We start from the raw sequence: 22,046 nt of genomic DNA, 5'->3' as shown, positions 1-22,046 counted from the left end.
GCTTTTCGGCAATCTCAAACATATTTGTCTGAAATGGTGTGATGAATTCGTGCTGAACAGGTGTCCGGATGGTCGTGTTTGCGGCTGTGCTTGCAATTTGGGCAAGGCAAGACAGATTAAGATGAACCACACATCACCGGTCAGGGAGGTCAGGGTGGCCCAAAATTCTACACAGAAACCGACCTATCAAGGCGGTTGTTATTGCGGTTCGGTTCGATTTGAAATCAACGGAGCGATCAATGATACCGTGATGTGTCATTGCAATCTGTGTCGCAAGCTGCACGGTCATGTCAGTTCCTATGCGCGGTTTGATCGGCAGGATCTCGAACTGGTGCGTGATGACGGATTACGCTGGTATCGTCTGTCTGAAAAGACGGACCGGGGCTTCTGCAAGGAATGCGGGACCGGGCTGTTCTGGCGTCCTGTGCGTACCGAGCATATGGCGGTCATGCCCGGCACCCTTGACCAGACCGGAGGAATCAGGACAGCCGGGCAGATTTTCTGTGCCGATAAAGGCGATTACTATCCGATTGATCCTACGATCAGGCAGCTGGATCAATCCTGATCGGTAACGCCCGGCACCTTCATCCAGGTCAGTTCGTGCTTGTTGTTATAGAGATGCACGACCTTTGATCCGGGGATATCGGCAAACTGGGTGATGGCCGAATAATCGGTATCGCCCTGCAATTTGATGGTGCAGATAAAGTTGGTCGCCATGCCTGCATCCATCCACTGATTGACCAGTGTAAACAGGCGATCAGGATAGCAGATCACATCCGAGCACAGCCAGTCGATATAGCCGATTTCTTCCGGATTGAGGCCAAAGGCGCTTTCCTGTCGGAAATCAACACGGGGCAGACTGGCGATCTTGGCGTCAAGACGTGCCTTGTCGATGGAAATGACATCGGTGCCGAACTCATGAAGCACCCATGTCCAGCCGCCGGGGCTGCCACCCAGATCCATGGTACGATCACCGGCCTGCGGCGCGGCACCAAGACGGGTAAAGGCTTCCCACAGTTTCAGATAGGCGCGGTTTGGCGGGGTAACCTTGTCTTCCTCAAACTCGATTTCGCCGTTTTTCCAGGGGCTTGAGCAATCTGCCGATGCGATGATCGTATCAGGATCAATCAGGGTCCAGGACCCGAGCGGTGCGGTCGGGGCCGGTTCACCAAATACCTGACGCTTCGCCGATACATGGGGCAAATGCCCCTCGATCAGTTTGGCGCGGGAAAAATGATCGAACTTGAACAGGGCCCAGTTACGCTGATTGAATTTCAGGATTTTGGCAGCACCCTTGATCGACGGAATGGCGATCCGAACCGGATTGCGCCAGACATTCTGTGCCCAGAAAACACGCCGTTCGGGACCGGGTGCGAACATCAACCGGTCGTGGCGCTCAATGACGTCGCCCAGTTCGTTATACAACTGCTCCTCGAACCCGACAGGGGCGAGATAGCCGGTTGCATCCATGGGCTCGATGACGGCGGTAATGCCGTCCGGGGTGTCGAATGTCTGTGTGTTTGTCATCATGGGCCTGCTTTTACGCCCATTTCAGGCAATAAAAAAGCAGGAAAGCTGCATAACAGCTTTCCTGCTTTGATGTGCCAATCCGGGAAAAGGCAAATCAGAATTTATCGGCCTGAACCAGACCATCGATCAGGATCACCTTGGTCGGGTCGCCCTTGATGCCAAAGTCATTGTCATTGATCATCGCAAGCGCGCCGTCACCCATGATGGCAAGCCCTTCGAGCTTGTTTGGTGCCTCCGGATAATCAGCACTGTCAAAACGCAGGGTTTTGGAAACAGCAACCAGATCAATTCTGGAAAGATCGTTTTCCTGTTCAAGTGTCGGGCTGGTGGACATGTCATCCCAGCGCGATGCGAGGATATTGGTTGCACCATCCAGCTTGACTTCGTGAAGCTTGGTGGTTTTGTCGGTGCGTTCGAGAACCAGAAGACGATCATTGCCAAGAGCAAGAACTTCGGAAATGCGCGGGGCATTCTGCTTTTTGGACGGATCGTTACGGAAGGTCTGCGGATCATCAAGCTGATAGATATATTCACCGGCAAGCTTCTGGGCTACGCGGTCATAAACGAACAGGCGGGTGTTCTTGGCCGCCTTGTAGGCATCGGCATTCGGGTTGGCCAGCGGGTTCTGAACCATGAAATACAGTTTGGTTTCATCAGGGGAAACCGCCATGGATTCAATGCCACGGTTGGTCTGACGGGTAACCAGAATTGCCGGAAGACCGCCGGTGATTTTGTATGCAGCGCCTTCGAAGTCTTTTTCCGAACCGGCCGGAACGATGCGTTCGATCACGGTACCATCGGCAGCAACATGAAGTACGGACGGACCGTTTTCTTCACCAATCCAGTAGGAGCCATCCGAAAGGCGAATGATGCCTTCGGCGTCAATCGAGGATACTGACTGTTCAAGCGCATTGCCGTTGGCATCAACCGGTTTTTCGGTTTTGGCAACGGTCAGCTTGTTGGTCAGGCCGCTCAGTGGAACGCCTTTCTGATCCTTGATGGTGATGACATCCTTGATGTCAAAGCTGCCATCGCCATTGAGGAAAATGGTGTAGATCGACGGGGAATAATCCGGGGTCGGATAGATACGGACTTTCTTGCCTTTGCAGACGACGTCTTCGGATACACCAAGGACATCCTGAACGTCACCGCAAACGAAGTTCGGACCACGGTCGGAAACCGCATAGAACATATTGGCGGGGTCGCCCGGACGGCGATAGGCACCAGATCCCAGCCCAACGGTCAGGTCACGGGCCTTGCCACCCTCAACCATCACGGTCGAAAGATTGTTGATCGCACTTTTGGTTTCGAAAACCTTGGCTTCTCCAGCCATTGCCGAGCTGGCAAGCAGCAAAGCTGCAAAGCCGGCGACGCCCGCTGCAAACGTCCGTTTCATGGAATGATTCCCCCACAGAAAAATCTGAAAAATGTAAAAAAGACACAGCTCAAGCCCGGAAATGTTCGAGCGAACTGTGTTCCTGATCACATTAGAGAGTCTCTGTGACAGTTTGTTTGCGCTTGGGCGTCGTTTTGATGAAACCGATCTTTTGGTTAACGGTTTTCTATTTCCAGAAATCTTCGCGTCGTACCGTAAAGGTCTCCGATACGCTGGCATATTCCTGATAACCGAGCCGCGCGAGCGGTTCAAACAGGGTGATATCGACCATACCATCGCGAATGATGGCGTCATCAATATGCAGCCCGATTACGGTTCCGATCACCATGGCACAGGGACGTTCCGGATTGGAACTGGGCAGGTCGACAATCTGGAACACTTCACATTCCATATGGATCGGAACGCCTTTGATCAGGTATGGTTTCACGCATTTGGCGGGGAGCTTTTCCAGACCGGCATACTCAAATTCATCTTCTTCGGGCGGCAGCGGGGCCGAACTGAAATTCAACTCTTTCAGCATAGCCCTGGGAGCGACACCGACAACGAATTCTCCGGTATCACGCGCGTTTCTGAGGCTGTCGATGGATCCGCCGGATGAAAACATCACCATTGGCGGATTGCCATGCACGGCATTGAAAAACGAATAGGGCGCCAGGTTCGGACGCCCGTTTTTATCCAGCGTGGAAACCCAGCCAATCGGACGCGGCGCCACACAGGCCTTGAACGGATCATGCGGCAGGTTATGTGGCGTTTTTCCGGGTTCATAGAACATGGCAGCGTCCGTTCAGTAGTGATGTATCAATGCCCGGTCAGGTTGATTGCTGACCGGGGGTGTATTCATGTTCGCGGACATGGTCCGGGCGATCAGCCAGATGCAGGCGGGTCTGGGTCATCGGGGTTTCGGCAATGATTTTACCGCGCCGAATGACAAACAGACGGTTTGCCCGCATGCGAATGGCTTCAATTGTATCGCGGGCTTGGAGGATGACAAAATCGGCATTGTTACCGATTTCGATCCCGTACCCTTCAAGTCCCATTATTTTGGCAGGTTCGACCGTTACGGCGTCAAAGCAGGCCCGGATATCATCACGTGAGGTCATTTGTGCAACATGAAGTCCCATCGATGCGACTTCAAGCATGTCGCCCGATCCCATCGAATACCAAGGATCCATAACGCAATCATGACCAAAGGCAACCGTCAGTCCCGCCTTGCGCAGTTCCGGCACACGGGTCATGCCGCGACGTTTCGGATAGGTGTCGTGACGGCCCTGAAGGGTTATGTTGATCAGCGGGTTGGCGATGGCGGCAACCTCGGCCTCGGCCATAAGGGCGATCAGCTTGGAGACGTAATAGTTGTCCATCGAGTGCATGGATGTCAGGTGCGATCCGGCAACGCGACCCTGAAGACCCAGACGCTGGGTCTCATAGGTCAGCATTTCGATATGCCGCGACAGCGGATCATCCGATTCATCGCAATGCATATCAACCATCAGGCCGCGGTTCGCAGCCATTTCGCAAAGCTCCTTGATGCTTTGCGCGCCATCGGCCATGGTGCGTTCGAAATGCGGAATACCGCCAACAACATCGACACCCTTGTCGAGCGCACGAATGGTGTTTTCCTTGGCCGTGGCACTGCGGAAATAGCCATCCTGCGGGAAGGCAACCAGTTGCAGGTCGATATAGGGTGCGACCTGTTTCTTGACTTCCAGCAACGCATCAACGGCCAGCAAACGGTCATCGCAAACATCGACGTGACTGCGGATTGCAAGCAGGCCCTTGGACACAGCGAGATCGCAATATTTAAGGGCACGTTCAATTACGGCTTCCGGCGTCAGAAGTGGTTTGAGCTCCCCCCAAAGGGCGATGCCTTCAAGCAGGGTGCCCGACTCATTCATGCGCGGTAGACCAAGGGACAAGGTCGCATCCATGTGGAAGTGACTGTCGACAAAGGGTGGGCTGACCAGCATGCCGCCGCAATCGATTTCCTCGGTCGCGGGGATGTTCAGGTTTTCGCCAATCTCGACGATCTTTCCATTGCTACAAGCGATATCAACGCCCGCCTGTCCATTGGCGATATTGGCATTTTTCAAAATCAGATCGGCTTGCATGGCGTCATCCTTGGTGTGGTGGTCGCAAAATCAGAGACGTTTGGAAGTGATACTTAACGCTGGCCCTTGAACCATGGCACCAGAAGTGCCTTGGGGTAATCGGCCTTACGGGCAACAACAATCAGGGCGATGATCGACAGGATATAGGGCATCATCAGGAAGACCTGTGAGGGCAGGAATGCCCCGACTTCGGTTTGCAGGCGAACCTGAAACGCATCAAAGGCCCCGAACAACAGGGCGCCGATCAATGCCTTTCCGGGGCGCCAGCTTGCAAAGACGGTCAGCGCAATGCAAACCCAGCCACGGCCATTGATCATGCCAAAGAAGAAAGCGTCAAAGGCCGACATGGTCAGGAAAGCCCCGCCCAAGGCCATCAGCGATGATCCAACAACAACGGCGCCGATGCGCAAACCATAAACCGAAAGTCCCTGTGCCTCGACCGAGGACGGATTGTCGCCAACTGCACGGATGGCAAGACCCAGCGGGGTGCGATACAGAACCCAGCCGGTGACAAACACCAGAACAAGGGCCAGCATCGTCATTGCGGTTTGCGAAAACAGCGCCTGGCCGATGAAAGGCAAGTCTGACAGGAACGGAATATCAAGCGGCCGGAACGGTTCGATGCGCGGCGGGGACGAGACATCGGGCAATGCCGTGCGATAGGTGAAATATGACAAACTGGTCGCAAGCAACGTCACCCCGATGCCTGATACGTGTTGGCTAAGGCCCAATGGCACAGTCAGGATCGCATGGATCAGGCCAAAGAAACCCCCGGCAAGGGCTGCGACAAGAACGCCGCCCCAAAGTCCGGCACCTAGCCATACCGCCATCCAGCCCGCCATGGCACCGGCGGTAAAAATACCCTCGATGCCAAGGTTAAGAACCCCGGCGCGTTCGCACACAAGTGCGCCCAGAACCCCGAATATCAGCGGGGTCGCGATACGAATGGCGGCTTCCCAGAAGCTGGCGGCAAGAAGAATATCAATGATTTCCATGTCTTTTCCCCTTAACCGGCCGTCTTGCGATCAAAATGAACCGTAAACCGGGTCAAGAAGCCGCCAATCAAAACACAAAGCAACGCCATCGCGACGATCAGATCCGCGAGATAGCTTGAAACGCCAATGGCACGGCTCATGGAATCAGCACCGACAAAGACCGAAGCCACAAACAGCGCCGATGCAATGACGCCAACCGGCGACAAACGGGCAAGCATGGCAACCACAATTCCGGCATAGCCATATCCGGGCGAAAGATCGGTTGCGAGATACCCACGCGTTCCGGCAACTTCGGCAACACCTGCAAGTCCGGCCAGCCCCCCCGAAAGGGCGGCAACAAGGATCATGGTTTTGGTGACAGAGATGCCTGCAAATCTGGCGGCGGCGGCGTTTTCACCCACGGCGCGGATTTCAAACCCCCAGACGGTGCGTTTGACAAAGATCGCAAGCGCAATCGCCGAAATCAGTGCAATGATCAGACCCAAATGAACACGCATCCGTTCCAGAAGTGGCGGGAACACGGCACTGTCAATGATCGGTTCGGACTGCGGCCAGCCCATCGACATCGGATCTTTAAGCGCGCCTTCAAGCATCATTTGCACAAACAGGAGAACGATGAAGTTCAAAAGCAGCGTGGTGACGACTTCATCCACACCCAGACGGGTTTTCATCAATGTCGGCCCGATCAGCATCAGCGCACCGGCAACTGCACCGGCAATCATGATAATCGGGATCATGACCCAGCTTGGGCCATCAATCGCACCCGATCCGATGGCAACAGCGGCCATGGCCCCCATGTAAAGCTGTCCTTCAGCACCGATATTCCAAAGCTTGGCGCGAAATGCGATGGCAGCAGCAAGGCCCGTCAGGATCAGGGGCGTTGCGCGTGTCAGCATTTCCGAAATCGAGAAAACCGAACCATAGGCACCCGTGATCATAAGACCATAGGCCTTGATAATCGGGGCATCGGCAAGGGCAAGCGGGATGGCGGCAAGCAAAATGGCAATGGCAGCTGCAATGACCGGCACGCCATAGGTCAGAACCGGGCCTGGATTGGTGCGGGGTTCAAAGCGGATCATGCCGTTTCTCCCGAATGTGCGTTGGTAGAGGCATGACGGACTTTCTTTTGGCCGGCCATCATCAATCCCAGTTCGGATCGATCAATGGTGTCGGTTGCCATTGCCGGTGTGACGTGACCGGCATGGATAACGGCAATCTGATCTGAAATGGTCAGAAGTTCATCAAGATCTTCGGAAATCAGAATTACGGCAGAACCATTCTGACGCGCTTCAAGCAGGCGGCGATGGACTTCGGATTGCGCGCCAACGTCAAGGCCACGCGACGGCTGATTGGCCAGAATAAGTTTGGGTGATTTTTCCAGAACACGCGCCAGAATAAGTTTCTGGATATTACCGCCCGACAAAAGGCGCGCTGGCGCATCCGGGCCGGGACAGCGGACATCATAATCCTTGATCGCGTGTTCAGCGCGTTTGCGAATAGCATCGAAATCAAGGAAGCCGAATTTCTGGTAACCGGCATTACGGACATCTTCGATGGCGATGTTTTCAGCCACCGTCATCGATCCGACGATGCCATCATGATGGCGGTCTTCGGGGATGCGGGCGATGCCGTTTTGCGCAAATTTGTGGGCGTCGAATTTTTCGACCTTTTCACCGAAAATCTCGACCGAACCCTGATCGGGTTTATCAAGGCCCGCAATCAGTTGCGCAAGGGCAGCCTGCCCATTGCCCGAGACGCCGGCAATCCCGAGAATTTCCCCTTCGCGGGCCATGATGGAAACGCCATGAAGCGACCGCCGTGAATCCCCGCGATCAATCGTGATATCGGTTAGCGTAATGACTGGTTTGCCCGGCTCGCGCGCGACGCGGCGGCTGACTGGAACTTCACGACCAACCATCAGTTCAGCAATCGAGCGATGATCAGCATCGCTTGTCATCATTTCACCGACCTTTTTACCGCCGCGCAGAACAGCAATACGGTGCGATACGGCCAGAACTTCAGCCAGTTTGTGGGCGATAATGATGACAGCCAGCCCGTTCTGGGCCAGTTTGCGCAGGATGGCAAACAGGCTGTCGGCTTCTTGCGGGGTCAGAACCGCAGTTGGTTCATCAAGAACCAGAAGTCGTGCGTCGCGATAAAGCGCCTTAAGGATCTCAACGCGCTGCTTTTCACCAACGGTCAGCTTGTGAACCGGCTGATCAAGGTCAACATTAAGGCCCGAACCGGCCATCAATTCGGCCAGTTTGGCGCGTGCCTTGGTGCGGTCGCGGCGCAGCCGGAAAATCGGCTCGGTGCCAAGAACGATGTTATCAAGACCGGTCAGGTTTTCGGCCAGGGTGAAATGCTGATGAACCATGCCGATCCCGGCATCAAGGGCAGCCTGCGGGGCACCCGGTTCAAGCTGTTCAAGGTTTCCATCGCGCGCAGCAACCGTGACGGTGCCTTCGTCTGCGACATAGTGACCGAACAGGATGTTCATGAGCGTGGTCTTGCCCGCGCCATTTTCGCCAAGCAAGGCAACAATTTCGCCCTTGTGGACCGTCAGGTCGATGGCGTCATTGGCGATAAGCGGGCCAAATCTTTTGGTAATGCCTGCAAGCGCAAGCAGCAGGTCTTGGGATATTTCAGGTGATGTTTGCGCAGCAGATGACATCCGGGTAATCCGTTTTGTTTTTATGCGTCACGCTGTAGGGCGAAGTGCCGATGGTGCGGGACCCGAACGCAAAGAGCAAGCTTGGCGACAAGATGTCTGCATCGGATTTACAGCACAGGCATGATGGGGTGCGGTGACGGCCCCGATTGGTTCAAACCCGGGAAACAGGGTCAAACGGCAAAGGGCAGTCCGGCTTCTACACCGAACTGCCCCCGCATTTTAAGCAAATCTTACATCGAAGATTTCGGTTCTTCGTCATTCACGGTGACGGTGAACTTGCCACCAAGGATTTCAGCCTGTTTGGCTTCGACCTTGGCAACAGTGCCTTCCGGAAGGAGGCTTGCATCAAGAACAACGCTGCCGCCGCCAAATTCCATGTAGCTGAACTTGCCGTAATCTTCGGCTTTGAAGTTGCCAGCTTTGACCGCTTCGATGGCGTGATCAATGGTTGCTTCCATGTGCCAGAGCGCCGAACCAAGAATGGTGCCCGGATAATCAGCAGCCGTGTCGATCACGTTGCCAACTGCCAGAATGCCGCGTTCCTTGGCCGCATCAGATACGCCGAAACGTTCCGCATACATGACGTCCGCACCCTTGTCGATCATCGCGAAGGATGCTTCCTTGGCCTTGGGCGGGTCGTACCAGCTGTTGATGAAGGTCACCATGAATTCAACATCCGGATTGACCGATTTTGCACCTTCCATGAAGGCATGCATCAGGCGGTTGACTTCCGGGATGGCAAAACCGCCAACCATGCCGATTTTGTTCGATTTGGTCGCCGCACCGGCAGCCATGCCGACAAGATAGCTCGGTTCGTGAATGAAGTTGTCAAAGACCGAGAAATTGTCGCCATCCGGGGCAAAGCTTGATCCCATCAGGAAGGCCGTTTTCGGATAATCAGCAGCAACCTTGCGGGCTGCGCGTTCAACGCCAAAGACTTCACCAACAATCAGGTCAGATCCGTTTTCGGCATATTCGCGCATGACGCGCTCATAGTCGGTATTGGCGACGTTTTCAGAAAACTCATAGGAAATATCGCCACGTTCCTTGGCTGCATTCAGCGCCTTGTGAATGCGCGAAACCCATTGCTGTTCGACCGGAACGGTGTAAATGGCCGAAACTTTAAGCGGGTCGGCCTGTGCGGGCGTGCCAAAGCCAAAGGAAACCACTGCTGCTGCGGCCGCCATGGCCGAAAGCAATGCACGGCGGGAAAGGCTAAAAGTGCCTGACTTCATTTTGTCCCCCTGAAGGTTATTGCCGTTATGCGAAGTTCAACTTTTGTGCATAGATTGTGGGCAGATTGTATACACGATCAGAAATGAGGCAAAGGGTGTTCTGTCCAAATGGTCAGTTTTTGTTATTTTACCCGGAAAACCGGATCTTTGGCGTAATAAAACCGGCTTTTGGCGTGTATAAGTTATTGTTTATTCACCCAAAAGGTGATTTTGCGCTTTTGATGTGTGACATTCGGGGGATCAAACAGAAAGCAGCCCTGCGGAGTCCGGCCGGTCTGACCGCGTGATCGGGCAATTGGGGGCGGGGTGGATTGCCGACCCAAAATCTTCCGGTTTTTGGAGTAGACCGGTTAAGATTGTCTAAACAGATCACCCACTTTCTAACACAATGCGAATCCTTGAAAAATTTCGGAGTCGCCAAAGAAAAATTTCGAAGCTGGTTAACCCTTTCATTAACTATTTCGGTTGATGCTTTCCTCAAGATTTCAAGGGGGAACCTAGAAGGCATCATGACTAAAAAAGCAACTTTACCACTTGATCAGGTTCTGGTCGGCGATTGCATCGAGCTGATGAACAGCTTGCCGGAAAAATCGGTTGATCTGATTTTTGCCGATCCGCCCTATAACCTTCAGCTTGGCGGCGATCTGCTGCGTCCGAACAACTCCAAGGTCGACGCTGTTGACGACCATTGGGACCAGTTTGACAGTTTCCGCCATTATGACGAATTCACCCGCGACTGGCTGACGGCTGCGCGCCGGGTGTTGAAGGATACCGGCGCGATCTGGGTGATCGGTTCGTATCACAACATTTACCGCGTTGGTAACATGCTCCAGGACATCGGTTACTGGATCCTCAACGACATTGTCTGGCGCAAAACCAACCCGATGCCGAATTTCCGCGGCAAACGTTTCTGCAATGCGCATGAAACGCTTCTGTGGTGTTCGAAAAGCGAAGAGCAGAAAGCCATCACCTTCAATTATGAAGCGATGAAACAGCTGAATGAAGGCCTTCAGATGCGTTCTGACTGGCTGATGCCGATTTGCTCGGGTTCGGAACGTCTCAAGGATGAAAAGGGTAAAAAGGTCCACCCGACCCAGAAACCCGAAGCCCTTCTTCAGCGCGTGCTGATGGCAACCACCCGTCAGGGGGATGTGGTTCTTGACCCGTTCTTCGGGACGGGCACGACCGGTGCTGCGGCACGTCGTCTGGGCCGTCACTTCATCGGGCTTGAGCGCGAAGAAACCTATGCCGAAGCCGCGCGCGATCGGATTGCCAAGGTCCAGATGCTTGATGGCGACAGCCTTGAACTGACCGAATCGAAACGCTCTTTGCCGCGGATTCCGTTCGGTGCGGTAATCGAACGCGGCCTGCTGTCGCCGGGCGACAAAATCTATGACAACCGTGGCAATGTGGCTGCGATGGTCCGTGCCGATGGCTCGATCAGCCACAAGGACAATGCCGGTTCGATCCATCAGATCGGCGCACATGTCCAGGGCGCACAGGCTTGTAATGGTTGGACTTATTGGCATTACAAGTGTGACGGACGTCTGGTTTCGATCGATAATTTGCGCAGCCAGCTGCGCAAGGAAATGGGTCAGGTCCCCGCCTGATTCTGATCGGAAAACCGATTAAATCATTGATGCCCATAGGCCGGTGCGATTGAAAAATTGCACCGGCTTTTGCTTTTTGCCCAAAAACTTGCTATGACTTGCAGACCAAATATTATCCGCAAGGATAGATGGAGTAGGCCATGCAAGCAGGCGCAGTAGGCGGTGCAGGATACGCACCCAACCCGGTTCAGATTCAGCAGGCAACCGCCCCGATTGCTGAAGCGGGCAACAATGACCTGAATTCGCCGCCGACACAGCGGGTTGAGCAAACAGCAGAAACAGAAACCTCGCAGCAGGCAGCGCCGGCCCCGACCGGGGGACGTGGACAGGTAATCGATATTTACGCCTGATCGCACCGTAGCAAGGTTAAAAACAAAAAGGGCCCGTGAGCAATCACGGGCCCTTTCACGTGCGGGCAATACGTCAACGCTGTTTTAGCGGTATTTCAGGGCGTGGCGGACAATTTTCTTCATGATTGTCGGTAAGGCAAAATCGGCCAGTCCGTCAATGGTGGTCCAACTGCCATTCATCCGGTCTGCCTGATCGGCGGGAACGGTGGTCGCAAGAACACTGACATTGAGATGGAAGTGGGTAAAGGTATGCCCGACCGTTCCGTCAAGTTCGGACCATTTTGCCGAGATCGGTGCTTCGGACAACATGACGTCATCGGGGGTTTCGATTGCGCGCCAGTCACTTCCCGGTACTTCATAAAGGCCGCCCAGCAGTCCCGTTTCGGGGCGGCGGCGTATCAGAATACGTCCATCATCCTCGCGCCGGATCCAGAAGGCATATCCGACACGGGTCGGCTTGGCTTCCTTCTTCCGTTTCTTCGGAAGATCTGGTGCGATGCCCGATTTGCGGCCTTCGCAATCAGCCTGCCAGGGACAGATGCCGCAAGCCGGATTGCGCGGCGTGCAGACTGTTGCGCCCAGATCCATCAGGGCCTGGGCATAGTCACCGGGCCGGTTGGCCGGTGTCAGGGCTGCCGACTTTTCCTTGATTTCCGGTTTGACGTCAGGAAGTGGCGTTTCAAGTGCAAACAGGCGTGAAATCACCCGTTCGATATTGCCATCCACCGGACTTGCATGCCGGTTAAAGGCAATGGCTGCGACCGCGCAGGCGGTATAGGGACCAATGCCGGGCAGTTTCAGCAATCCTTCCTCGGTATCGGGGAAAATGCCAGCATGGTCGCTAGCGACCACTTTGGCGCATTTGTGCAGATTGCGCGCTCGTGCGTAATATCCTAGGCCTTGCCAGGCATGAAGCACGTCATCAAGTTCGGCACTGGCAAGATCGGTCACAGTCGGCCAGCGTTTCAGAAAGGCCGCGAAATACGGACCGACGGTTTGTACCGTGGTTTGTTGCAGCATGATTTCGCTGAGCCAGACGTGATAGGGATTAGGCGTTTCGCCCGGTTCCGAGCGCCACGGTAATGTGCGGTGATGTCGGTCATACCATTCAAGCATGGTCTGACCGAGGCGGGCGATATCGTCAGTGGTGAAATGCACGGCGTTCCCGTGTTATGTTGTGATTACGATTTACGGGTAAAGTCAGACCGACCCTACGAAAGAACCGGGCGTGAGCAAGCAAAAAGATATGACTGGTACGAAAACTGCTGCTGCGATGGATCAGGCACCCTCGTCGGTTGACGCCAAAAACGCGGTCAAAAAGCGCCAGAAAATTACCCCGATGGGCAGTTCTGAACGCCGGATGGGCTTGCGCAATGTTGCCCCTTTGGTTGGCAACCTGACGCGTCCACTGGTGCGCAAGCGCGGCTTTTTCCAGACGGAAATCATCCTGCATTGGGCGGAAATCGTCGGACGTGATCTTGAACAATTCACGATGCCGGTGAAATATTCCCCGCCACGCGGCGAAAATGCCGGGGGCGGGACGCTTGTCATCCGCGTAACCGGACCTGTCGCAATCGAGCTGCAACACCGGATGCCCCAGATCATTGATCGGGTGAATACCTATTTCGGGTATCGGGCGGTTGACCGGATCAAGATGATGCAGGGCGATATTTCCCGTCCTGAACGCACCGTTCACCGTCCGACTATTGTGCCCGAAGGCGACATCACCCAAGCCAGCCAGATCAATATCGACAAGATCGAAGACCCGCATCTGCGCGAAGTCCTGACCCGACTGGGGCGTCACATCGCCGGTGCCAACGGTGCTGCAAAGCCGGGCACTGGCAAAAAATAGTCCCCCGGGGATATGGGCAAGTCCGTCAAATCACGGTGTTTTGGTGTTGCTGACGGACGTTGATTGCCACCTGTTTTGGGGGGTGATTATCGAATCAGTTTCCTGAAATGAACGAACACGGTCTTGCCGCATTTTCCCGGCAGCTTGGCGACTCGTTGGTGCAATAGCAGTTTTGGGGGGCGTGTTGACTCCTGCGCTGCAACAGGCTTGTAATCACAAAACTTTGTTTTAACGGAGGTTTCCTTGCTAAAGGCGGTTAAGTTTCTTGCAGGTGCGTTTCTGATTGCGATCGGTGTCGCTGGTACGCAACAGGCACATGCAACAGAATGGAAAGAACATGTGCTGGGTGATGAGAATGCACCGGTCACGATGATTGAATATGCATCTTTGACCTGCCCTCATTGTGCGACCTTTCACAATGAAGTTCTGCCCGAACTCAAGGAAAAGCTGATTGATACCGGAAAACTTAAACTGGTTTTCCGTGATTATCCGCTTGATGCGGTTGCCCTGCGTGCAGCAGCTGTTGCGCAATGTGCGGGCGATGACCGTTATTTCGGTGTGCTGAGCATGCTGTTCAAATCGCAGCTGACCTGGGCCCGTTCACAAGACCCGATAGACGGGATCAAGCAGGTTGTCCGTTTCGGTGGCATGAATGGGGATGCCGTTGATGCGTGTCTGGCTGATCAGGACATGATTGATGCAATCGTTGCTTCGCGCATGAAAGGCGAACAGGAATACAATGTTTCCTCGACGCCGAGTTTCGTTCTTGATGGTGAAACCATTGCCGGTTCGCGTGACGCTGAATTCTTCATCGAAAAAGTCGAAGACCTTATCGACTAAATAAAACAAATCTGCCGGATACCGTGGTCACGGTGTCCGGCATCAGGGGCAGAGGTCGGACCGGGGGACATGATTGGTCCAGTTTAAATCGCTAAAGCTGACGGGGTTCAAATCCTTCGTCGATTCAACAGACTTACTGGTTGAAGACGGGCTGACAGGTGTTGTCGGCCCCAATGGCTGTGGCAAATCCAATCTTGTTGAAGCACTGCGCTGGGTGATGGGCGAAACGTCCGCCAAACAGATGCGCGGTTCTGACATGTCCGACGTTATCTTTGGCGGGACATCGTCCCGTCCTGCCCGAAATGTGGCCGAAGTTTCTGTGACGCTCGATAACAGCGAACGCAAGGCCCCGGCCATGTTCAATGATTTCGAGCTTCTTGAAGTTACCCGTCGTATCGAGCGCGGTGGCGGATCGAATTACAAGGTCAATGGCAAGGATGTCCGTGCGCGCGATGTCCAGTTGCTGTTTGCCGATGCGGCGACCGGTGCACGATCCAATGCCATGGTCTCCCAGGGCAAGATTGGTGCGCTGATCGGGGCCAAACCGATCCAGCGTCGTCTGATTCTTGAAGAGGCCGCGGGCATTACCGGTCTGCATTCGCGTCGTCATGAGGCCGAACTGCGCCTGAAAAACGCAGAACAGAATATGGAACGTCTTGAAGACGTTCTTGTGCAGCTTGATGCGCAGCTTGCGAGTTTACAAAAACAGGCCCGTCAGGCAGAACGGTATCGCAAGCTTTCCGACAGCATCCGCGAGACCGAGGCATTACTGTTCCATATCCGCTGGACCGAGGCGCAGAAACGTCAGAATGATGCGCGTGAATTGCTGGTGGCGGGTGAAAGTGCGGTCCGTGATCTGACATCCTCGGTGACCGAGGCGACAACGGTTCAGGCTCATATTGCGGCAAGCCTTCCGGATTTGCGCAAAAAAGAAGCCGACGCCGCAGCAGCCCTTCAGCGTCTTTTGATCGAACGCGAAGGCCTTGATAAAGACAAGGCCCAGATCGAAACCCAGATGAGCCAGCTTCGCGCCCGCATCCAGCAGATTGATGCCGACCTTGCGCGTGAAGCTGAACTGGCAAGCGATGCACAGGGTGCGCTTGAAAAGCTGAAACGTGAACGTGAAGAACTCAGCGAAGCCCAGGGTGGCGAGGATGACGAGCTTGATGAAGCCAAGGAAAGGGTCGCCGAAAAGGCCATCCGGGTTGAAGAGCTTGAAGGTGCGGTCGATGCCCTGACCAACAAGGTCGCCGAGGAAGAAGCCCGTCTTAAATCCGTCCAGCAGCGCTTAAGCGAGCTTAATACCCGCCGCAACCGGTTGACCGAACGTCATGACGAGGCAGTGGCAAAGCTTGATGATATTCGCATCGAGGCCGACTTTACCGAGGCCCTTGAAGAAGCAAACATGCATCTTGAAGAATGCGAAGAGCTTTGCGAGCAACGCAAAATGGCGGTCGAAGAAGCCGAGATGCGTCTGGCAGAAATGCGCGACCGCGAGGACGGCCTGAAAACTGCCGAAAGCGACGCCCGCGATGCCCTGCGTGACGCCGAAAGCCGCAAGGCGCGCCTGGTGGCCGAGATCGAGGCGCTTGAAAGTCTGCTTAAGGGCGGGGATGACGATAAATATCCCGGCGTGATCGAAGACATCACCGTGCAAAGCGGTCTTGAACTGGCAATGGCAGCGGCCCTTGGCGAAGACCTTGATGCGCCTGATGCACCTGATGCCGCGATGCATTGGTCGGCCATTGATCCGGCGACCGACGATCCGGCTTTGCCTGACGGGGTAAGTGCCCTCGCCAAATTTGTCGAGGCACCGGCACTTCTGAACCGTCGCCTGTGGCAGATCGGTATTGTCGATGATGAGGCGACCGGTAATTTCCTGTCGAAGAATTTGAAAGTCGGTCAGCGACTGGTGTCACGCGAAGGTGCGCTTTGGCGTTGGGATGGCTATCGCATTCTGGCCGGTGCCGAACTTCCGGCGGCTGTGCGTTTGCGTCAGCGTAACCGGCTTGATGAGCTGCGCGGTGAACTTGAAGAAGCCGACGGCGTTGTCGAAGCTGCCCTTGAGCGGTCCGAAATTGCCAGCGAAAATGTCGAACGGCTTGATGAAGAAATCGAAGCTGCGCGCAATGCCGAACAGGAAGCCCATCGTGCTGTGCGTGAGGCAGAAGGCACCCTGTCGCGGGCCCGCGAGGAAATCGCCAATATCAAGCGCGATGCCAGTGCTATTGAGAGCCGTCTGCAAAACGCCGAAGAGGCCGAAAAACGCGCCAAACAGGACCTTGATGAAGTCATCGCCGAACAGGAAGAGCTTTCCGCCCTGCCAGAGGAAAGCAGCGAAGGCCTTATGGAAATCAAGGCCGAACTGATCGAACAGCGTGCCAATCTTTCCGATGCGCGCGCCGATCAGATGGAAGCAAGAAGTCTGCTTGAACGTATGCAAAGTGCGATGTCAGGCCGTCGCAAACGGCTTGAGTTTGTTGAAAACGAAATTGCCACCTGGAACGAACGTGCATCGGGTGCGGGTGAACGTGTTGCCGAATTGCGCGACCGTCAGGAAGAAGCCCGCATGGAGATCGAGGAGCTTGAGCTTAAGCCCGACGAAATCGAAGAACGCAGGGCGATCCTGTCTGACCGGATCGAGCTGTCTGACCAGACCCGCAAGGACGCGGCAGATGAGCTGCAAAAGGCCGAAAACGCCCAGCGTGAAGCGGATCAGAACCTTAAGGAAGCTGAACAGAAACTGGCCGAAGCCCGCGAAGGCCGTGTGCGGTGTGAAGCATTGCTCGAACAGGCCGAACAGCATCGCCGCGATTTGATCGAGCGTATCCGCGAACGCGTCAATGCCACGCCCGATCAACTGGTCGAACTTGGTCAGATTGACCTAACCAAGGAATTGCCGTCCGAAACCGATATCGAAGCGCGCCTGCAACGCCAGTCACGCGAACGCGAAAATCTTGGCGCGGTTAACTTGCGTGCCGAAGTCGAACTGGCGGAATTGCAGGAACAGAAAGACACGATGGTGTCTGAACGCGATGATTTGATTGCTGCCATCGACAAGCTGCGCAATGGCATCAATCAGCTCAACCGCGAAGCTCGTGCGCGCCTTAAAACCGCGTTTGACGAGGTCGACAAACATTTCCAGCAACTGTTTGTGCGCCTGTTTGGTGGCGGTGGCGCGCATCTTATGCTGACCGATGCAGATGATCCGCTTGAAGCCGGACTTGAAATCATGGCGTCCCCGCCGGGCAAGAAGCTTCAGCATCTTTCCCTGCTTTCCGGTGGGGAGCAGGCTTTGACGGCGGTCGCACTGCTGTTTGCAGTGTTCCTGACCAACCCGGCCCCGATCTGCGTGCTTGACGAGGTCGATGCACCGCTTGATGACGCCAACGTTGACCGCTTCTGCAAGCTGCTTGAAGCGATCGGGCGCCATGCCAATACCCGTTTCCTTGTCATCACCCACCACCGTATGACCATGGCCCGCATGAACCGTCTGTTTGGTGTGACAATGGCAGAACGTGGCGTGTCGTCGCTGGTATCGGTCGACCTTCATCAGGCCGAAGTCTATTCCAAAAAAGAACAGACCGAGCTCGATTTTACAAGCTAGGGTCGCCGTCGCGTTTTCAGGTGCGATTAGATTATCCGAAGTTAATAAACTGATAGGGTGCTCAATGTTAAACCGAGATTGAAATTCAATGACGGTGAAGAATTGATGTCCCAGAAAGTGCGTGAGCTTTACGAACAGTTTCCTTATCCCCTGCGAGACCCGCAGGACGAAAAAGACCGTTTGTTGATGCCGCCGCTCGACAATCTGTCCCGGGTCAATCACTACTGTTTTGGGGGAGCCGGGGGGATCGACGGATCATTCCGTGCCCTCGTTGCCGGCGGCGGTACGGGTGATGCCATGGTCTGGCTTGCCGAACAGCTCCGCGATGTTGGTGGCTCGGTGACATATCTTGAACCGTCCGAAGCCAGCACCAGGGTGGCACGTGCACGTGCCGAGGCGCGCGGTCTTGCGAATGTTACCTATGTTAAGGCGACGATTGCCGAATTTGCGCGATCAAAGCCCGAACCGTTCGACTACATCAATTGCGCCGGCGTTTTGCACCATCTTGAAAACCCGCCAGAAGGGCTTCGTGATCTGACTTCGGTTTTGAAGCCTGACGGCGCGATGGGCGTTATGGTGTATGGCGAACATGGTCGTCTTGCGGTGACCGAATGGCGCAAGATGATCGAACCGCTTCTCGTCAACAAAAGTTTGTCCGAACAACTTGCCATGACGCGCACGTTGCTGGGCAATCTGCCCGACGACAATATGCTGCTCAAGATGGGCGGTGGTCCGGGGTTCATCAAAGGATTGCTTGAAAACGATCCTGAAATTGTTGATTTGCTGCTTCATCCTGTCGAATGTGCTTATGACGTTCACGGGGTCTATGACTTTGCCGCATCAGCGGGTTTGCATGTTGCGGCCTTTACCGGATTTTTCGGGTTCGGTGGGACGGGCAAGGCGCATTACGCGGTTGGCAATCTGGTACGAGATCCGGTCTTGTTGCGGCAACTTTCGGCCAAGCCACTCCGCGATCAGCAGGCATTTTGCGAACGTTACAGCGGGGCCATGCCGCTCCATGCGTTTTATCTGACCCGTGAAGACCGTGCGCAGGTGGCAGAAATGCTGCCGGATGGGGAACTTGCACCATATTTCTTTGTCAAACCGGATGACACATTCTTTGATGATCTGGTTGCCCTGGCAGGCAAGCCGGTCCTGATCGAAGATGGCAGTGGTAATGCCGTTGACCTGACAGGCGGTCCTGATCTGGCGCGATTGTTATCGGTGTTTGATGGCAAGAACACGGTGGCCGATCTGGTCCGGATTCTGCGTGACGAGATTCTGGTCAAACAGCCCATCGATATGAATTCGATTGCCATCAACACGCTTGGAGCTGTCTGGGCGTTGTTCCACAAGTTTGACTGGATGCTGGCAAGCCGTCCCGATGGCTGGCAAAAATCCGAAAGCGAACGTCGATTGAGCATCCGCAAACTTTGACGCTGTGATCGTCGAGATTCTCGTTTGTGAATTGTGTTTTGAGCGACCCGGGGTGAATCGACCAACCTGTGGTGCAACTGGTCGGGAAAAACTACGCCAACACCGTAAAATATCGACCAGAATCACTGAAAATCGCAGGTGCATGTGAAATTAGATCACATTGTAATATGTTGCGCTCTTTGCTGCCAAATCCATGATAACCAAGGGAAACTGCCGGTTGCAGCCGACCTGCTTGCAAAAATGGCAGCTTAATCGTCTGCGACTATTGCCTAAGTGCAAAAGTGTTTTCCTTCACATTATTCAATATAAGACATTGTTATAAAAAGACTTATGCCTGTTTTGATCCCGCTTGCGAGGCGGGGTTTTACAGCTTGACAGCCCATGGGGTGCTAAGTATGTTGCCCGCGCATTTCCTTGCGACGTTTGCGAGGTTGCCAAAGCGGGGTTCACGACAATGAGCGATGATAAAGATCGCGCTTCATTAGAAGAGCTGGAAAGCAAGCTGGCAGCTGTAGCAGGCAAACGCGAAGAGACGCGCGGCCCGAACCGGGCGACTGGCAAACCGTCCCAAGGGATGGCACTAGGCATGAGAATTTCGGCGGAAATGATCGCTGCTGTTCTTGTTGGCTTGTTGATTGGCTGGGCGCTGGATCGGGTGCTTGATACGACGCCTTGGCTTCTTGTCCTGTTCGTTTTTCTCGGGGCAGGTGCCGGAGGCTTGAACGCTTATCGTGTTGCCAAAGGCTATGACAGTGCTGTCGGTCTTGGTCGTGCGATAAGGGAGGACAAGCAGGGGGACGGGGAATAACCCCGAAGCCTTATAATATTGAGCGAGGATTACGGTGGCTGGACCGCTAGAGCAGTTTGAAATCAAGCCCTTGGCCGAGCTTTCGCTTGGTGGCATTGATATTTCCTTCACCAACTCCGCCCTTTGGATGGTAATCGCAGCCGTTCTCGTAACGTGCTTCATGACGCTGTCCATGCGTCGCGGTGCATTGGTCCCGGGTCGCTGGCAGGGTGCTGCCGAGGTGATGTACGAATTCGTCGCCAATATGCTCAAAGATAACGTTGGAAGCGCGGGTCGCAAGTACTTCCCGTTCATTTTTACGTTGTTCATGTTCGTTATGTTCGGGAACCTGCTTGGCATGATCCCGCACAGCTTTACATTTACGAGCCACATCGCGGTTAACTTCGCGCTGGCTCTGGTGATCTTCATCGGTGTGACGGTCATCGGCTTTATGCGTCATGGTACGCATTACCTTCGGATGTTCTTCCCCGAAGGTGCGCCGATTGCGACTGCGATCATTCTGGTCCCGATTGAAATCATCTCCTATTTCTCTCGTCCGTTCAGCCTGGCTATCCGACTGTTTGCAAACATGACCGTCGGCCACATCATGCTGAAAGTTATCGGTGGGTTCGTCGGCCTGATTGGCATTCTCGGCGTGCTTCCGTTCGCTCTGCTGACGGGGATTACTGTTCTGGAGTTCGGCATTGCTGCGCTTCAGGCTTATGTGTTCACAATTCTCACCTGCATCTATCTCCATGATGCAATCCACATGCACTAATGTGTGTGGTTTGGTGTGATCTCTTCTGATTGCCTTTAAGAAATTCGAAAGGGTGAAGTTATGGAACTCGATGCTGCTAAGATGATCGGTGCTGGCCTGGCTGCTATTGGCATGATTGGTGCCGGTATTGGTGTTGGTAACATCTGGTCGAGCCTGATTGCGACTGTTGGCCGTAACCCGGCTGCAAAAGGCGACGTTGAACTGTATGGCTGGATCGGCTTTGCTGTTACCGAAGCTATTGCACTGTTCGCACTCGTCGTTGCGCTGATCGTTCTGTTCGTCTAATCGGCGCCTTTTGAGCGAATACACGGCCCGGCGAGGAAGACCCTCGCCGGTGTCGTTGAATTCGGGAGTAGGCTATGCCGCAGTTTGATATTGCGACGTTCTCAGCACAGATCTTCTGGCTGTTCGTTATTTTCGCCGTCTTGTATTTCTTGATGTCGAAAATCGCGCTGCCGAAAGTTGGTGAAGTGCTTGAACGCCGTCAGAAAACCATCGAAGACAACCTTGGCAAGGCCCGGGCGTTGAAAGACGAAACCGATGCCGCCATCGCGAAATACGAGGCTGCTCTGGCAGAAGCTCGTGACGCCGCACAGGCTGACATTCGCGAAGCTTCGGAAAAGGCTGCTGCAGAGCAGGCCAAGAAAACCGAAGCGCTGGTCAAGAAGCTGTCTAAAAAGACATCTGATGCCGAGAAGGCAATTGCGGATGCCAAAACGGATGCACTGAGCGGTGTTGCAGAAGCAGCATCGGAAATTGCCCGCGAAGCAACCGAAAAACTTATCGGTGTCAAGGTTCAGGCCAAAACTGCCGACAAGGCCGTTTCGGCGATTGTAGGAGAGTAAGA

20 protein-coding genes are annotated in these 22,046 nt (G+C 54.5%); 11 read left to right on the top strand and 9 right to left on the bottom strand.

Going from position 1 to position 22,046, the window contains the following annotated elements; all coding sequences use genetic code 11:
• The first annotated feature begins 154 nt into the window (after positions 1-154).
• Positions 155-565, top strand: coding sequence for a GFA family protein (locus ACTU44_RS20715; RefSeq protein WP_462096260.1), 411 nt, complete (start codon positions 155-157; stop codon positions 563-565).
• Here ACTU44_RS20715 and ACTU44_RS20710 read toward each other — a convergent pair.
• From ACTU44_RS20710 to ACTU44_RS20675, 8 genes are all read right to left on the bottom strand, one after another.
• Positions 556-1,530 (bottom strand): SAM-dependent methyltransferase, encoded by a 975-nt coding sequence (locus tag ACTU44_RS20710; protein WP_462096259.1) that lies wholly within the window; start codon positions 1,528-1,530, stop codon positions 556-558. The two genes, ACTU44_RS20715 and ACTU44_RS20710, sit on opposite strands and share 10 nt — an antisense overlap.
• A gap of 94 nt (positions 1,531-1,624) precedes the next feature.
• The gene (locus tag ACTU44_RS20705) at positions 1,625-2,926 is read right to left on the bottom strand and encodes an esterase-like activity of phytase family protein (RefSeq protein WP_336083028.1); all 1,302 of its coding nucleotides are present in this window, start codon (positions 2,924-2,926) and stop codon (positions 1,625-1,627) included.
• Between the two features lie 166 nt (positions 2,927-3,092).
• Positions 3,093-3,698 carry a flavin reductase family protein gene (locus ACTU44_RS20700; protein WP_114097112.1) on the bottom strand — a complete coding sequence of 202 codons (606 nt, stop codon included), beginning with the start codon at positions 3,696-3,698 and terminating at the stop codon, positions 3,093-3,095.
• 37 nt (positions 3,699-3,735) lie between these two features.
• Positions 3,736-5,034, bottom strand: a complete 1,299-nt coding sequence (locus tag ACTU44_RS20695; protein WP_462096258.1) for an amidohydrolase family protein — start codon at positions 5,032-5,034, stop codon at positions 3,736-3,738.
• 53 nt (positions 5,035-5,087) lie between these two features.
• Positions 5,088-6,029 (bottom strand): ABC transporter permease, encoded by a 942-nt coding sequence (locus ACTU44_RS20690; protein WP_114097114.1) that lies wholly within the window; start codon positions 6,027-6,029, stop codon positions 5,088-5,090.
• Positions 6,030-6,040: 11 nt separating this feature from the next.
• Complete coding sequence (locus ACTU44_RS20685; RefSeq protein WP_114097115.1) at positions 6,041-7,108, bottom strand: ABC transporter permease; 1,068 nt, start codon at positions 7,106-7,108, stop codon at positions 6,041-6,043.
• The gene (locus ACTU44_RS20680) at positions 7,105-8,703 is read right to left on the bottom strand and encodes an ABC transporter ATP-binding protein (protein ID WP_462096257.1); all 1,599 of its coding nucleotides are present in this window, start codon (positions 8,701-8,703) and stop codon (positions 7,105-7,107) included. Before ACTU44_RS20680 ends, ACTU44_RS20685 begins: the two co-directional genes overlap by 4 nt.
• A gap of 230 nt (positions 8,704-8,933) precedes the next feature.
• The gene (locus ACTU44_RS20675) at positions 8,934-9,938 is read right to left on the bottom strand and encodes a BMP family protein (protein WP_114097117.1); all 1,005 of its coding nucleotides are present in this window, start codon (positions 9,936-9,938) and stop codon (positions 8,934-8,936) included.
• Between the two features lie 509 nt (positions 9,939-10,447).
• Between ACTU44_RS20675 and ACTU44_RS20670 the strand changes: the two genes are divergently transcribed.
• Positions 10,448-11,548 carry a site-specific DNA-methyltransferase gene (locus ACTU44_RS20670; RefSeq protein ID WP_114097119.1) on the top strand — a complete coding sequence of 367 codons (1,101 nt, stop codon included), beginning with the start codon at positions 10,448-10,450 and terminating at the stop codon, positions 11,546-11,548.
• A gap of 140 nt (positions 11,549-11,688) precedes the next feature.
• On the top strand, positions 11,689-11,898 hold the full coding sequence (locus ACTU44_RS20665; RefSeq protein ID WP_114097120.1) for a hypothetical protein: 210 nt from the start codon (positions 11,689-11,691) through the stop codon (positions 11,896-11,898).
• Between the two features lie 84 nt (positions 11,899-11,982).
• Here the strand turns inward: ACTU44_RS20665 and mutY are convergent, their stop codons facing one another.
• Positions 11,983-13,056: an A/G-specific adenine glycosylase gene (gene mutY, locus ACTU44_RS20660; protein WP_462096256.1), complete on the bottom strand. Its 1,074-nt coding sequence runs from the start codon at positions 13,054-13,056 to the stop codon at positions 11,983-11,985.
• Between the two features lie 70 nt (positions 13,057-13,126).
• On the opposite strand from mutY, the gene ACTU44_RS20655 reads away from it, so the two are divergent.
• The 8 genes from ACTU44_RS20655 to ACTU44_RS20620 all read left to right on the top strand — a co-directional run bounded on the left by ACTU44_RS20655 (position 13,127) and on the right by ACTU44_RS20620 (position 22,044).
• Entirely contained in the window at positions 13,127-13,750 is a 624-nt protein-coding gene (locus tag ACTU44_RS20655) for a DUF721 domain-containing protein (protein WP_462096255.1), read from the top strand.
• 243 nt (positions 13,751-13,993) lie between these two features.
• Positions 13,994-14,590, top strand: coding sequence for a thioredoxin domain-containing protein (locus ACTU44_RS20650; RefSeq protein WP_114097123.1), 597 nt, complete (start codon positions 13,994-13,996; stop codon positions 14,588-14,590).
• Positions 14,591-14,663: 73 nt separating this feature from the next.
• Positions 14,664-18,197: a chromosome segregation protein SMC gene (smc, locus tag ACTU44_RS20645; RefSeq protein WP_114097124.1), complete on the top strand. Its 3,534-nt coding sequence runs from the start codon at positions 14,664-14,666 to the stop codon at positions 18,195-18,197.
• Between the two features lie 105 nt (positions 18,198-18,302).
• Positions 18,303-19,634, top strand: a complete 1,332-nt coding sequence (locus tag ACTU44_RS20640; RefSeq protein ID WP_462096254.1) for a class I SAM-dependent methyltransferase — start codon at positions 18,303-18,305, stop codon at positions 19,632-19,634.
• Positions 19,635-20,088: 454 nt separating this feature from the next.
• The gene (locus ACTU44_RS20635; protein ID WP_462096253.1) at positions 20,089-20,442 is read left to right on the top strand and encodes an AtpZ/AtpI family protein; all 354 of its coding nucleotides are present in this window, start codon (positions 20,089-20,091) and stop codon (positions 20,440-20,442) included.
• Between the two features lie 34 nt (positions 20,443-20,476).
• Positions 20,477-21,199, top strand: a complete 723-nt coding sequence (locus ACTU44_RS20630) for a F0F1 ATP synthase subunit A (RefSeq protein ID WP_114097126.1) — start codon at positions 20,477-20,479, stop codon at positions 21,197-21,199.
• A 60-nt stretch (positions 21,200-21,259) separates the two neighbouring features.
• A complete protein-coding gene (locus tag ACTU44_RS20625; RefSeq protein ID WP_033068123.1) occupies positions 21,260-21,484 on the top strand; it encodes an ATP synthase subunit C family protein in 225 nt (74 codons plus the stop codon).
• A gap of 74 nt (positions 21,485-21,558) precedes the next feature.
• Positions 21,559-22,044, top strand: coding sequence for a F0F1 ATP synthase subunit B family protein (locus ACTU44_RS20620; RefSeq protein WP_114097127.1), 486 nt, complete (start codon positions 21,559-21,561; stop codon positions 22,042-22,044).
• Positions 22,045-22,046: the final 2 nt, after the last annotated feature.

Source organism: Thalassospira sp. SM2505 (assembly GCF_054901115.1).
Note: the sequence above shows the minus strand (reverse complement) of the source record. Positions and strands in the feature narration are given on the sequence as shown.